This is a genomic window from Pseudomonas sp. S3_E10, assembly GCF_054667615.1.
Window position 1 is genome coordinate 3750523 of the sequence record NZ_CP162743.1, and the last position, 13755, is coordinate 3764277.

General features: G+C 62.2%; 14 protein-coding genes. 11 read left to right on the forward strand and 3 right to left on the reverse strand.

The features are described from left to right. Positions 1-34: 34 nt before the first annotated feature. From AB4N98_RS17100 to catA, 3 genes are read left to right on the forward strand one after another with little or no spacing between them, the layout of a single operon-like run. Entirely contained in the window at positions 35-1162 is a 1128-nt protein-coding gene (locus AB4N98_RS17100; protein WP_017531070.1) for a muconate cycloisomerase family protein, read from the forward strand. A gap of 12 nt (positions 1163-1174) precedes the next feature. Continuing rightward, positions 1175-1465 carry a muconolactone Delta-isomerase gene (catC, locus tag AB4N98_RS17105; RefSeq protein ID WP_017531069.1) on the forward strand — a complete coding sequence of 97 codons (291 nt, stop codon included), beginning with the start codon at positions 1175-1177 and terminating at the stop codon, positions 1463-1465. A 41-nt stretch (positions 1466-1506) separates the two neighbouring features. Then, positions 1507-2436, forward strand: a complete 930-nt coding sequence (gene catA, locus AB4N98_RS17110) for a catechol 1,2-dioxygenase (RefSeq protein WP_017531068.1) — start codon at positions 1507-1509, stop codon at positions 2434-2436. Positions 2437-2572: 136 nt separating this feature from the next. Here the strand turns inward: catA and AB4N98_RS17115 are convergent, their stop codons facing one another. Beyond that, complete coding sequence (locus AB4N98_RS17115; protein WP_017531067.1) at positions 2573-3046, reverse strand: Lrp/AsnC family transcriptional regulator; 474 nt, start codon at positions 3044-3046, stop codon at positions 2573-2575. A gap of 144 nt (positions 3047-3190) precedes the next feature. Between AB4N98_RS17115 and kynU the strand changes: the two genes are divergently transcribed. Continuing rightward, positions 3191-4441 carry a kynureninase gene (gene kynU, locus AB4N98_RS17120; RefSeq protein ID WP_065876577.1) on the forward strand — a complete coding sequence of 417 codons (1251 nt, stop codon included), beginning with the start codon at positions 3191-3193 and terminating at the stop codon, positions 4439-4441. A gap of 67 nt (positions 4442-4508) precedes the next feature. After that, complete coding sequence (locus AB4N98_RS17125; protein ID WP_065876576.1) at positions 4509-5915, forward strand: amino acid permease; 1407 nt, start codon at positions 4509-4511, stop codon at positions 5913-5915. On the opposite strand, the gene AB4N98_RS17130 is transcribed toward AB4N98_RS17125, so the two are convergent. Continuing rightward, the gene (locus tag AB4N98_RS17130) at positions 5861-6757 is read right to left on the reverse strand and encodes a LysR family transcriptional regulator (RefSeq protein ID WP_017531064.1); all 897 of its coding nucleotides are present in this window, start codon (positions 6755-6757) and stop codon (positions 5861-5863) included. The genes AB4N98_RS17125 and AB4N98_RS17130 overlap by 55 nt on opposite strands. 190 nt (positions 6758-6947) lie before the next feature. Here AB4N98_RS17130 and AB4N98_RS17135 point away from each other — a divergent pair, with 190 nt between their 5' ends. From AB4N98_RS17135 to AB4N98_RS17150, 4 genes are all read left to right on the forward strand, one after another. Next, positions 6948-7712 (forward strand): sulfite exporter TauE/SafE family protein, encoded by a 765-nt coding sequence (locus AB4N98_RS17135; RefSeq protein WP_017531143.1) that lies wholly within the window; start codon positions 6948-6950, stop codon positions 7710-7712. Positions 7713-7830: 118 nt separating this feature from the next. Continuing rightward, the gene (locus AB4N98_RS17140; RefSeq protein WP_017531142.1) at positions 7831-8421 is read left to right on the forward strand and encodes an NADPH:quinone oxidoreductase MdaB; all 591 of its coding nucleotides are present in this window, start codon (positions 7831-7833) and stop codon (positions 8419-8421) included. 30 nt (positions 8422-8451) lie between these two features. After that, positions 8452-9348 carry a LysR family transcriptional regulator gene (locus tag AB4N98_RS17145; RefSeq protein WP_017531141.1) on the forward strand — a complete coding sequence of 299 codons (897 nt, stop codon included), beginning with the start codon at positions 8452-8454 and terminating at the stop codon, positions 9346-9348. Positions 9349-9450: 102 nt separating this feature from the next. Then, complete coding sequence (locus AB4N98_RS17150; protein WP_065876575.1) at positions 9451-10896, forward strand: SulP family inorganic anion transporter; 1446 nt, start codon at positions 9451-9453, stop codon at positions 10894-10896. 4 nt (positions 10897-10900) lie between these two features. Here the strand turns inward: AB4N98_RS17150 and AB4N98_RS17155 are convergent, their stop codons facing one another. After that, on the reverse strand, positions 10901-11284 hold the full coding sequence (locus AB4N98_RS17155) for a lysozyme inhibitor LprI family protein (RefSeq protein ID WP_065876574.1): 384 nt from the start codon (positions 11282-11284) through the stop codon (positions 10901-10903). 247 nt (positions 11285-11531) lie between these two features. On the opposite strand from AB4N98_RS17155, the gene AB4N98_RS17160 reads away from it, so the two are divergent. Then, a complete protein-coding gene (locus AB4N98_RS17160; RefSeq protein ID WP_017531138.1) occupies positions 11532-12881 on the forward strand; it encodes a GntT/GntP/DsdX family permease in 1350 nt (449 codons plus the stop codon). 12 nt (positions 12882-12893) lie between these two features. Next, positions 12894-13754, forward strand: coding sequence for a MurR/RpiR family transcriptional regulator (locus tag AB4N98_RS17165; RefSeq protein WP_017531137.1), 861 nt, complete (start codon positions 12894-12896; stop codon positions 13752-13754). Position 13755 lies beyond the last annotated feature (1 nt).

Sequence of the window (13755 nt, forward strand, 5' to 3'; positions counted from 1 at the left end):
GCGCAGACCTATAAAGAACCCAACGGGTATTGCCATGCCGATTTGCGCCATCGAGTCGATCGAGACGATTATCGTCGACCTCCCCACCATCCGCCCGCACAAGCTGGCGATGCACACCCTGCAAAACCAGACGCTGGTGATCATCCGCATTCGCTGCGCCGATGGCATCGAAGGCATCGGCGAGTCCACCACCATTGGTGGCCTGAGCTACGGCAACGAAAGCCCCGACAGCATCAAGATCAACATCGACCGGCACTTTGCACCGCTGTTGGTCGGCCAGGACGCCAGCAATATCAACGCCGCCATGTTGCGCCTGGAGCGCAGTATCCGCGGCAATACCTTTGCCAAGTCCGGCGTGGAAAGCGCCTTGCTCGACGCATTGGGCAAACGCCTGAATCTTCCCGTGAGCGAACTGCTCGGCGGCCGTGTGCGAGACGCCTTGCCGGTGGCCTGGACCCTGGCCAGCGGCAATACCGAACAAGACATCGCCGAAGCCGAGAAGATGCTCGACCTGCGCCGCCACCGTATCTTCAAACTGAAGATCGGTGCCGGTGAAGTGAGCCGCGACCTGGCCCACGTCATCGCGATCAAGAAGGCCCTGGGTGAGCGCGCCAGTGTGCGCGTCGACGTCAACCAGGCCTGGGACGAAGCCGTGGCGCTGCGGGCGTGCAAGGTGTTGGGCGATAACGGCATCGACCTGATCGAGCAGCCGATCTCTCGCAACAACCGTGGCGGCATGGCGCGGCTGAACCTGTCGAGCCCGGCGCCGATCATGGCCGATGAGTCCATCGAGTGTGTCGAAGATGCCTTCAACCTGGCCCGTGACGGTGCGGCCTCGGTGTTTGCGCTCAAGATCGCCAAGAATGGCGGCCCGCGTGCCGTATTGCGCACGGCGGCCATTGCCGAAGCGGCGGGTATCGGCCTGTACGGCGGCACCATGCTGGAGGGCGGTATCGGCACCCTGGCCTCGGCCCACGCCTTCCTGACCCTGAACAAACTGGCTTGGGATACCGAGCTGTTCGGCCCGCTTTTGCTCACCGAAGACATCCTCACCGAGCCGCTGGTGTACCGCGATTTCCATCTGCATGTCTCCACCGCGCCGGGCCTGGGCCTGGCCATCGACGAAGAGCGCCTGGCGTTCTTCCGCCGTGATAAACACTAAGAGGCGCCCGCCATGCTGTTCCACGTAAAAATGACTGTGAACCTGCCCGTCGACATGAACCCCGAGCGCGCCGCCCACCTCAAGGCCGACGAAAAAGCGCTTGCCCAGCGGTTGCAACAGGAGGGCAAATGGCGCCACCTGTGGCGCATTGCCGGGCTTTACGCCAACTACAGCGTGTTCGATGTCGATAGCGTGCAGGAACTGCATGACCTGCTGATGCAACTGCCGCTTTACCCTTACATGGCCATCGAAGTGAACGCCCTGTGCCGCCACCCTTCGTCGATCCATGAGGACGACCGTTAAGCCGGTCCTACACCTGATAACTACAAGATGAGGAGTGCACCATGTCCATTCGACTGTCCCAGACTGCCCATGCCCAACAGTTTCTCGAAGAAGCCAGCGGCAACCTTAATGACGGCGGTAACCCGCGCACCAAGGCGCTGATCTACCGCATATTGCGCGACACCGTGAACATCATCGAAGACCTGGAGGTGACGCCCGAAGAGTTCTGGAAGGCAGTCAACTACCTCAACGAACTGGGCAAGAACCAAGAGGCCGGGCTACTCGTCGCCGGGCTGGGCCTGGAGCATTACCTGGACATGTTGATGGATGCCGCCGATGAAGAGGCCGGCAAGACCGGCGGCACTCCGCGCACCATCGAAGGCCCGCTGTACGTAGCCGGCGCGCCACTCTCCCAGTACGAAGCGCGCTTGGATGATGGGACCGACGCCGCGGTGCCGCTGTTCATGCGCGGCCAGGTGCGCGATACCAATGGCAAACCGTTGGCCGGCGCGATTGTCGATGTGTGGCAGGCCAATACCGGCGGCACTTATTCCTGGTTCGATGGCACTCAATCGGAGTTCAACCTGCGCCGCCGTATCCAGACCGATGCCCAGGGCAACTACCGTTTTCGCAGCATCGTGCCGTCGGGCTACGGCTGCCCGCCGACCGGTCCGACCCAGCAGTTGCTCGACCAACTGGGGCGCCATGGGCAGCGGCCGGCGCATATCCACTTCTTCATCTCGGCGCCGGGCTATCGGCACCTGACCACGCAGATCAACCTGTCGGACGACCCCTACCTGCACGACGACTTTGCGTATGCGACACGCGATGAATTGATCGCCGAGATCCGCTTCAGTGACGACCAGCAACTGGCGCGGGAGTTTGGGGTGCAAGGGCGCCTCGCGCAGATTGATTTTGATTTTGAGCTGCAGGTGGCTGATGCACCGCTGGAACAGAAACGCATGCAGCGAGTGCGAGCCCTCGAAGACTGATAAGCGCGGTCAAAATGTGGGAGGGGCGGTGCGACGATTCGACTTGCTCCCGATAGCAGCGTGTCAGTCACTTAAATGTTTACTGATCCGTCGTTATCGGGAGCAAGCCCCCCACATTTGATCTTTGTTGCTGTCGCTATTTGCGTACGACCAGATCCAGCACCTCATCGCGATCCTTGATCTTCTGCAACACGATCTCCGACCGTATATCCATCACCCCCGCCGTGCGGTTCAGGTGGTTCACGATAAAGTCCGAAAAATGCTTGAGGTTCCTCGCCTGCACCCGCAGCACGTAGTTGCTCGCGCCGGTGATCACATAGGCGCTGGCCACCTCCGGCCAGCCTTGCACTTTCTTGATGAACGTTTCGTGCCAGTCCTCGACATCCTGGCGTAACGACAGGTGCACGATGGCTTCCAGCTCGATGCCCAGTTGCTCGGCATTCAACACCGCGCGGTAACCGCTGATGACTCCCTCGCTCTCCAGCAGGCGCAAACGGCGCAGGCAGGCGGAGGGAGACAGCGCGACTTTTTCCGCCAGTTCCTGGTTGCTGATACGGCCATCCTGTTGCAGGAAATGCAGGAGGCGCAGGTCGGTGGCGTCGAGAATCATGGTTAGAATAAATCCGCGTGTTTAGGTGTTAAATTCGAATTTCCTACAGCTTAATTAGCTTGTTGCCCACCACTTTGCACGAAAATTCTGCAAATCTTCGTTCATTATTTGCTTCGTCTTCACTGATAAGAACCAGGACCTGTCATGACCTCCCGAAGCCATTGCCAAACCCTCGACGCCCAGGACCCGCTGGCGCCTCTGCGCGATCAGTTCGCGCTGCCGGCGGGGGTGATCTACCTCGACGGTAACTCCCTCGGCGCGCGCCCGGTGGCCTCGCTGGCGCGGGCGCAACAGGTGATCGCCGAGGAGTGGGGCAATGGCTTGATCCGCAGTTGGAACAGCGCCGGCTGGGCCGACCTGTCGCTGCGCCTGGGCAATCGCCTGGCCCCCCTGATCGGCGCGGGTGCGGGCGAAGTGGCGATCACCGATACCACGTCGATCAACCTGTTCAAAGTACTCAGCGCCGCCTTGACCGTGCAGCGCCAACGCGAACCCGCGCGCAAGGTGATCGTCAGCGAAGCGAGCAACTTTCCCACCGACCTGTACATCGCCGAAGGCCTGGCCGAGCTGCTGCAACAGGGCTATTGCCTGCGTCTGGTGAACAGCCCGGACGAACTGCCCCAGGCGATCGACGCCGACGTGGCGGTGGTGATGCTTACCCACGTCAACTACAAAACCGGCTACATGTACGACATGCAGGCGCTCACTGCCCTGAGCCATGAGTGCGGCGCCCTGAGCATCTGGGACCTGGCGCATTCGGCTGGCGCGGTGCCTATCGACCTGCGCGCCGCCGGGGCGGATTACGCCATTGGCTGTACCTACAAATACCTCAACGGCGGGCCCGGTTCCCAGGCGTTCGTATGGGTCAACCCGGCGTTGGTCGACCAGGTGCGTCAGCCGCTGTCGGGCTGGTTCGGGCATACCCGGCAGTTCGCCATGGAGTCCAACTACGCGCCGAGTGCCGGCATCGCCCGCTACCTGTGCGGTACCCAGCCGATCACTTCGCTGGCCATGGTCGAGTGCGGGCTGCAGATTTTTGAACAGACCGACATGGCCTGCCTGCGCCGTAAATCCCTGGCGTTGACGGACCTGTTTATCGCGTTGGTCGAAGCGCGTTGCGCCGCCCATGGTCTTGTGCTGATCACCCCGCGTGAACACGCCCGGCGCGGCAGCCATGTGAGCTTCGAACATCCTGAAGGTTATGCGGTGATCCAGGCGCTGGTCGCGCGCGGGGTGATCGGCGATTACCGCGAGCCGCGCATCATGCGCTTTGGGTTTACGCCGCTCTACACCCGTTTCAGTGAGGTGTGGGACGCGGTGGAAATCCTCGGTGAAATCCTCGATGAAAGCACCTGGGACCAACCGCAGTTCAAAGTGCGCCACAGCGTCACCTGAATTAGACACAGGGGATCGGCGCCAATATCCAAACAGTGCAATCACAATAATAAAGAGGCACACCAACGTGACCACGCCAGACCAAGGCTTTGCAGAAATCACCCACCGCGAACTGGGCCTGAGGCGCCAGCTCACTTCTGGCCAGATGAGCATGATCGCCATCGGTGGCGCCATCGGCACCGGGCTGTTCATGGGCAGTGCCTATGCCATCGGCTATGCCGGGCCCAGCGTGCTGGTGAGCTACGCCATCGGCGCATTGATCACCTTGCTATTGATGGGCTGCCTGGCGGAGATGACGGTGGCGCATTCCACCTCGGGGTCGTTTGGCGCGTACGCCGAGTTCTACATCAGCCCACTCGCCGGGTTCCTGGTGCGTTATGCGTACTGGGCGGCGATTGTGCTGGCGGTGGGCGCCGAGGTCACGGCGGTGGCGATGTACATGAAGTACTGGTTCGCCAACGTGCCGGAGTGGGTGTGGATCGTGGCGTTTTCCAGTGTGCTGATTGTGCTCAACGCCATCAGCGTGAAGACCTTCGGCAATTTTGAATACTGGTTCTCCACCATCAAGATCAGCGCGATTGTCGGCTTCATCATCCTGGCGGTGTACGTGGTGTTCGGTTCCGGCAACCCGGAATACGGCGTGCATCACTACACGGCTCACGGCGGTTTTTTCCCGCATGGGTTGAGCGGCATGTGGATCGCGGTGATCGTATCGATCTTCAGCTACCTCAGCGTCGAAATGATTGCCGTGGCCGCCGGTGAAGCCGCCGACCCGGAGCAGGCCGTGAAGAAGGCCTTTCGCGCCACCATCGTGCGCCTGGTGGTGTTTTACCTGCTGACCCTGGCGCTGATGCTGGCCATCGTGCCGTGGAACCAGGCCGGTCAGGCCCAGAGCCCGTTCGTCACGGTGATGCAGACCATCGGCATTCCCGGCGCTACCGGGGTGATGAACTTCGTGATCCTGATTGCCGCGTTGTCGGCGATGAACAGCCAGCTCTACATCACCACGCGCATGATGTTCAGCTTGTCCCGCGCCGGCTTTGCGCCCAAGTCCATGGGCGCCCTGACCAAGAGCGGCATCCCGTTGAACGCGTTGCTGCTGTCCAGCTCGGGCATTGCGCTGGCGACCTTGCTCAACGTGCTGTACCCGCAAAGCTCGTTCACCCTGATGATGGCGATCTCGATGTTTGGCGCGATCTTCACCTGGTTCATGATCTTTCTCACGCACCTGTTCTTCCGCCGCTATCGCAAGCGCCATGGCGGGGCGAAGTTGTCCTTCGAGCTGCGCCTGTTTCCCTACAGTACGCTGCTGGGCCTGGTGCTGATGGGCGCGGTGATGATCACCACGTATTTCACCGACGCGTTCAGGATGACCTTGGTCTTTGGCGTGCCGTTCCTGTTGATTCTGAGCGCGGTGTATTACGGGTTTTTCCGCAAGGGCAGGGCCAAGGCCTCGAACAAGGCTTTGGCGTAACCCGGCAACTGCTCGAACGAACGCGCGCAGAGCAACAACTGGCGGCAGGCCCAGCCTTCTTGCAGAGGCTGGGCCGTGAAGGCGCGTTGCAACGGCCAGCGGTCCAGTGCCGCCTGGGGCACGATGCCCAGGCCCGCGCCCCGGGCGACCATGCGAATCACCCCCTCAAACCCCTCGGCACGGACGCGCGTCTGCAAGCGAAAGCCGGCGTGCAGCGCTTGTTCCTCCAGGTACGACGCGAGTGCACTGTGGGCGGCCAGGCCGACGTAATCGTGTGACAGGCTGTCGATAAAACTCACCGTTTTATTCGCCAGGGGATGCTCCAGGGGCAGGATCAGCACCAGCGGGTCATCGCGAAAGGGCAATGTCTGCAAGCCATGGGTGTCGACGGCGTCGGAAATAATCCCCAGGTCCGCCGTGCCCTGGCGCAGGGCCTGGGTGATACGCAGGCTGGGCAACTCCTGCAGGTCGATCTCAAGGTTGGGGTGTTCGCACAGAAAGTCCGCCAGCAGTTCCGGCAGGTATTCCGTCAGCGCCGTGGTGTTGCACAGCAGGCGCACCTGGCCTTTGATGCCCTTGGCGTACTCGGCCAGGTCCTGTTGCAAATGGTCGGCCTGTTGCAGCAGCAGACGCGCGTGGCGGGCCAGCGCCTTGCCCGCGGCGGTTGGCGTGACGCCACGGCGACCGCGCGCCAGCAACTCGATGCCCAGCGACGCTTCCATGGCGCGAATGCGGGCGCTGGCGGCGGCCAGGGATAAATGGCTGCGGCCGGCGCCGGCGGTGATATTGCCGGTGTCGAGGGTGTGCAGGTATAGGCGCAGGTCGATCAGGTCAAAGTGCATGGCTGGGGTTCTCGAATGGCGTTACTGGCCTCATCGGGGGCAAGCCCCTTCCCACATGTTGATTTGCGAACACATTCAAATGTGGGAGGGGGGCTTGCCCCCGATGAGGCCCTCAGCCTCACATAAAACAAGAGGCTGCCTCAGTATATGGCGAATATCCAGCCCAGCTCCAAACCCGCACAATCGCCCCATGAATACCTTCCTCGCGCTCTACCAAAACCTCGGCCCCGCCCTGACTTTGCTGGTGATCGGCACCTTCCTGCTGGCCGGCACCGTCAAGGGTGTGATCGGCCTGGGCTTGCCGACTGTCGCAATGGGCCTGCTCGGCCTGGCTATGCTGCCGGCGCAGGCTGCGGCGTTGCTGATCATTCCGTCAACGGTGACCAACCTGTGGCAACTGGCATTCGGCGGCCACCTGAGTGCCTTGCTCAAGCGGCTGTGGCCAATGCTCGTGCTGATTTTCCTCGGCACGGGGCTTGGCACGGTGTGGCTGGGCATGGATGGCGGGCGTTGGGTGGTGCGGGCGCTGGGCGGGGCACTGCTGTTGTACGCGCTGAGCGGGTTGTTCCTGCCCGCCTTCAGGGTCAAGCCTGAAACCGAGCGCTGGCTGGCCCCGCTGTGTGGGCTGGTCACTGGCGTGATCACCTCAACGACCGGGGTGTTTGTGATTCCTGCGGTGCCGTACCTGCAAGCGCTGGGCTTGAATCGCGATCAACTGGTGCAGGCGTTGGGGCTGTCGTTCAGCGTGTCGACGCTGGCGCTGGCGGCGGGGTTGGCCTGGCGCGGCATGCTGGGCACGGGTGAAATCAGCGCCTCGCTGCTGGCGCTGGTGCCGGCGCTGTTGGGCATGTGGCTGGGCCAGGCACTGCGCCAGCGCATCAGTGCGGTGCTGTTCAAGCGCCTGTTTTTTATCGGCATGGCACTGTTGGGCGGGCATCTGCTGATCAGCGGTTAACAATGCGCTGGGTATTCGTGCTTTTTGGTCAAAGGTATTTTGCCGCGTGGCGGCTTATTCCCAGGGGCTGAGGTCGATAGTCTGCGTCCAGACATTTCAACCTTCTGGATGCCCTCCCATGAAAAAAGTACTCCTGCTCAACGGCGGCAAAAAGTTCGCCCACTCCGATGGCCGCTACAACAACACCCTGCATGATGCCGCGTTGGCCGTGCTGGACCGTGGCGGCGTCGACGTCAAGGTCACGCACATCGACCAGGGCTACGACGTGGCTGAAGAGGTCGCCAAGTTTCTCTGGGCCGACGTGATCATCTACCAGATGCCCGGCTGGTGGATGGGCGCACCGTGGATCGTCAAGAAATACATCGACGAAGTCTTTACCGAAGGCCACGGCAGCCTGTATGCCAGCGACGGTCGTACGCGTTCCGATGCCTCGCAGAAGTACGGCAGTGGCGGTCTTATTCAGGGCAAGCAGTACATGCTCTCGCTGACCTGGAATGCACCGCAGCAAGCCTTCGACGACCCGAGCGATTTCTTCGAGGCCAAGGGCGTGGATGCGGTGTACTTCCCGTTCCACAAGGCCAATGAGTTCCTCGGCATGCGCCGCCTGCCGACCTTCCTCTGCGTGGACGTGATGAAACGCCCGGCGATCGAGGCCGACGTGGCGCGCTACGAGCAGCATCTGGCGCAGGTGTTCAGCCTCTCGGTGTAAGCTGCGCGCAACCTACACCGAGGACCGCCCATGAAAGCCCGATCCGATGAGCTACAGACCTTCGTCAGCGTGATCGAGTGCGGCTCGATTTCCGCTGCGGCGGAGCAGGTCGGGCAGACGCCCTCGGCGGTCAGCCGCACGTTGTCGCGTCTGGAAGCCAAGCTCGACACCACGCTGATCAACCGCACCACACGGCGCATGGACCTGACCGAGGAGGGCAAGTACTTTTTCGAGCAGGCCAAGCTGATCCTGGCGCAGATGGATGAGCTGCAAGAGCGCATGTCATCGCGCCGCCAGAACCCCGCCGGGCGCTTGCGCATCAACGCTGCCGTGCCATTCATGCTGCATGGGATCGTGCCGTACATCGCCGAGTTTCGCAGCCTCTACCCGGATATCCAGCTGGAGCTGAACAGCGATGACCTGATCATCGACCTGCTTGAGCAAAGCACCGACATCGCCATTCGCATCGGTGCCCTGGCGGATTCCACCCTGCACGCACGCTCACTTGGCTGCACCCCGTTGCACATCCTCGCCAGCCCCGGTTACCTCAAGCAGTACGGCGCACCGCAGGCCGTTGCCGAACTGGCGGAACACACGTTGCTTGGCTTCACCCACACCGAAACCCTCAACCACTGGCCGTTGCGCCATGGGGAGGGCGACCGCTGGCTGATCGAACCGGGTATTGCTGCGTCCAGCGGTGAAACCCTGCGTCAGTTGGCGCTGGAAGGGCAGGGCATTTGTTGCCTGTCGAACTTCATGACCAGCGCCGACATCGACGCCGGGCGCCTGGTGCCGGTGCTGGAGGCGTTCAACAGTGGCTATCGCCAGCCGATCCATGCGGTGTTCTATCGCAACTCGCAGTTGGCGTTGCGGATCCAGTGCTTCCTGGACTTTATCCAGGCCAAGTTGGCGCGGTATGCCTGCTGAATGGGCGGCTACCGGGTTCATCTGTTGTTACACATTACTGGCCCCACCCGCTGCAATTTCGTACCATTCCCCGCCTAATCCCCCGCAATTCCCTGGTATCTCATGAACCTCACCCGTCTGCGCGCCGATGCCCTGGCCGGCCTCACCACGTCTTTCGCGCTGCTGCCCGAGTGCATCGCCTTTGCGTTGGTCGCTCACCTCAACCCGCTGATGGGGCTGTATGGCGCCTTTATCATCTGCACCCTCACCGCGTTGTTCGGTGGGCGCCCGGGCATGGTCTCGGGCGCGGCGGGGTCGATGGCGGTGGTGATCGTCGCGCTGGTGGTGCAGCACGGCGTGGGCTACCTGCTCGCCACGGTGCTGCTGGGCGGGTTGATCATGCTCACGTTCGGCCTGTTGCGCCTGGGCAAACTGGTGCGCATGGTGCCGCATCCGGTGATGCTGGGTTTCGTCAACGGCTTGGCGATCATCATCGCGCTGGCGCAGTTGGAGCATTTCAAGAGCGGCGAGCACTGGCTCAGCGGGACGCCGTTGTATGTGATGAGCGGGCTGGTCGTGGCGACCATGGCCATCGTCTACGTGCTGCCACGCATCACCCGCGCGGTGCCACCGGCGCTGGTGGCGATCCTCGGCGTAGGCCTGGCGGTGTATCTGCTGGGGTTGCCGACCCGCACCCTCGGCGACATGGCGCACATCGCCGGCGGCCTGCCGGGCTTCGCGCTGCCGCAGGTGCCCTGGACCCTGGAAACCCTGGGCATCATTGCGCCTTATGCGTTCCTGATGGCCATGGTCGGCCTGCTGGAAACCCTGCTGACCCTCAACCTCACCGACGAAATCACCGAGACCCGTGGCTACCCGGACCGCGAAAGCGTGGCCCTGGGCGCGGCGAATATGGTGTCGGGCCTGTTCGGCGGCATGGGCGGTTGCGCGATGATCGGGCAAACCGTGATCAACCTTAGTTCCGGCGGGCGCGGGCGTTTCTCCGGGGTGTTTGCCGGGGTGATGATCCTGCTGTTCATTCTGTTTCTGTCGCCGCTGATCGAGCGCATCCCGCTGGCGGCGCTGGTGGGGGTGATGTTCGTGGTATCCCAGCAGACGTTCGCCTGGGCGTCGCTGCGGGTGATCAACAAAGTACCGGCCAATGACGTGCTGGTGATTATTGCGGTAACGGTGATCACGGTATTCACCGACCTGGCAACCGCCGTGCTGTGCGGGATCGTCATCGCAGCGTTGAACTTTGCCTGGCAACAGGCCCGTGAGCTGTACGCCGATGAACATCTGGAGGCTGATGGCAGCAAGCTCTATCGCCTGCACGGCACGTTGTTCTTTGCCTCTACCACCGGGTTTTTGAACCAGTTCGATCCGGCCAACGACCCGGCTCAGGTCACACTGGATTGCCGCCACCTGAGCTTTGTCGACTACTCGGCAATTGCCGCGCTGATGACCCTGCGCGAGCGGTACACCAAGGCCGGCAAGCATTTACGCGTGCTGCACTTGTCGGAGCGCTGCAAGAAGCTGCTCAAGCGCGCTCGCGTTCATCCTGAATAAGTGATCACGGCCCGACCAGGTCTTCCAGTTCCTGGGCGCGTGCCTGGGTCATGTCCAGCACGCAGCCGGTGCCATTGACCTGATCGATGGTGCCGCCGGTGGCCGAGCCGATAAATTGGCAATTGGCATCGCGGTACTTTATCCACAGGCGCTGCACGTCTTGCAGTTGCTGCCGGCGGTTGCCTTCCTGCGCCGCGAGTGCGGTTGTGTAGGCGGTGTTCAGGCGCGTGTCCTGCACTTTGGTTTCCTTGATATTGCACGTGACCATGTCGGCGGTGGTGTTGGCGCCGTCCATGCATTTTTTCAGGGCCGGGTTCTCGGCGGCGGTGGCAGTAGTACCGCACAGGGCGAGCAGCAAGATACTGGCGGCGAATGGCGTACGAATCATCTGCGTTTTTCCTGGGCATCAAGGGATGTGAGTTTTATGACTCAAGCGCGTCCGTTGAGTTTCCAGCCGTGTGATCTTCATGTAAGAACGCCCCGCGAATTTTCATCCGCGGGTGTCGCGCATATCCCGACGCGACAGCACTTATCCGTGGGCGAAACTTACTTTCATAAAAATTGAAAACCCTCCTCGGTAATGATTTATGAGTTTCACAACCTATTCGACGTGACCCTTTTACGAGGAGTACCGCATGGCTGCATCACCGGGCTTCGGGCTACTGGCATATGCTGCCATCGCCATCATTGCTTTGATCGTGCTGATCGCACGCTACCGGCTCAACCCATTTATCGTCATCACCCTGGTGTCCATCGGCCTGGCGCTGATGGCCGGGATGCCGGCGGACACCATCATGGGCTCCTATGAAGCGGGCGTGGGCAAGACCCTGGGGCACATTGCCCTGGTGGTGGCGCTGGGCACCATGCTCGGCAAGATGATGGCCGAGTCCGGTGGCGCCGAGCAGGTGGCACGCACCTTGATCAACCGTTTCGGTGAGCGCAATGCCCATTGGGCGATGGTCTGCATCGCGTTCCTGGTGGGGCTGCCGCTGTTTTTCGAAGTGGGTTTTGTGTTGCTGGTGCCGATCGCCTTTACCGTGGCGCGGCGCGTAGGTGTGTCGATCCTGATGGTCGGCTTGCCGATGGTCGCCGGCCTGTCGGTGGTGCATGCACTGGTGCCGCCGCACCCGGCCGCGATGATGGCGGTGCTGGCGTATAACGCGTCGGTGGGGCAGACCGTGTTGTATGCGATTTTGATCGGCATCCCTACGGCGATCATCGCCGGCCCGGTGTATGCCAAGTTCATCGTGCCGCGCATTCAACTGCCGGCGGAAAACCCGCTGGAGCGCCAGTTTATCGAGCGTGAACCGCGCACCCGTCTACCGAGTTTTGCCCTGACCATGGGCACTATCCTGTTGCCGGTGGTGCTGATGATGATCGGCGGTTGGGCCAACGTGATCTCAGCGCCGGGCACGGGCTTTAACCAGTTCCTGGCCTTTATCGGCAACTCGGTGATCGCGCTGTTGCTGGCGACCCTGGTGAGTTTCTGGACCCTGGGCCTGGCCCAGGGCTTGAACCGCGAATCGATCCTCAAATTCACCAATGAATGCCTGGCACCGACCGCCAGCATTACCTTGCTGGTGGGCGCGGGCGGCGGGTTGAACCGCATTCTGGTGGATGCCGGCGTGACCCACGAAATTCTTGGCCTGGCCCATGCCTTCCAGCTGTCGCCGCTGGTGATGGGCTGGCTGTTCGCGGCCTTGATGCGCATCGCCACCGGCTCGGCCACCGTGGCGATGACGACGGCGTCCGGCGTGGTCGCGCCGGTCGCCCTGGGCCTGGGTTATCCACACCCGGAATTGCTGGTGTTGGCCACGGGCGCAGGCTCGGTGATTTTTTCCCACGTCAATGACGGCGGCTTCTGGCTGATCAAGGAATACTTCAATATGACGGTGATCCAAACCTTCAAGACCTGGACCGTATTGGAGACGCTGATTTCGGTGGTTGCCTTCGCTCTGACCTACGGTCTGTCCTGCCTTCTGTAACCCGGAGCCTCGATGGACATCCTCTACCAGATCCGCGCCCGCCAAGCCTCGTTCAGCGCTGGCGAAGGGCGTATTGCCCAACTGATGCTGGAGGACGTGGGCTTTGCCGCGTCCGCCAGCCTGGAAGAACTGTCCCAGCGGGCCGAGGTGAGCACGGCGACGTTGTCGCGCTTTGCCCGCAGCGTGGGATGTCGGGATTTACGCGATCTGCGCCTGCAACTGGCCCAGGCCAGCGGCGTCGGCAGCCGCTTCCTGGACCCGGCGGGGTTGCCCGAGCAGTCGGCGTTCCATCGGCAGATTCTCGGCGATATCGAGGCGACGTTGCGTCAGCACCTGTCTGGGTTCAGTCAGGCGAGCTTTGCCGATGCGGTGAGCCTGTTGGGCAAGGCGCGGATGATCCATGCGTTCGGCATGGGCGGCCCATCGAGCCTGTGCAGCGATGAATTGCAAGTGCGCCTGGTGCGCCTGGGCTATCCGATTGCAGCCTGTCATGACCCGGTGATGATGCGCGTCACCGCCGCCACCTTGGGCGCGGAGCACGCGCTGATCGTGTGTTCCCTCACCGGCCTCACCCCCGAGTTACTGGCGGTGACGGAGCTGGCGCGCAACTACGATGTGCGCATCCTCGCCATCACCCTGGCCGACTCGCCCCTGGCACGCTTGGCAGACGTTGTGCTGGCGCTGCAACCGGCCGAAACCAGCTTTATCTACAAACCCACGGCGGCGCGCTACGGCATGCTGCTGGCCATTGACCTGCTCGCCACCGAGCTGGCGCTGGCCCTGCCCGACGCCAACCAGGAACGCCTGCGCCGAATCAAGCTGGCCCTGGACGATTACCGTGGCGGCCCCGATAGCCTGCCGCTTGGAGACTGAT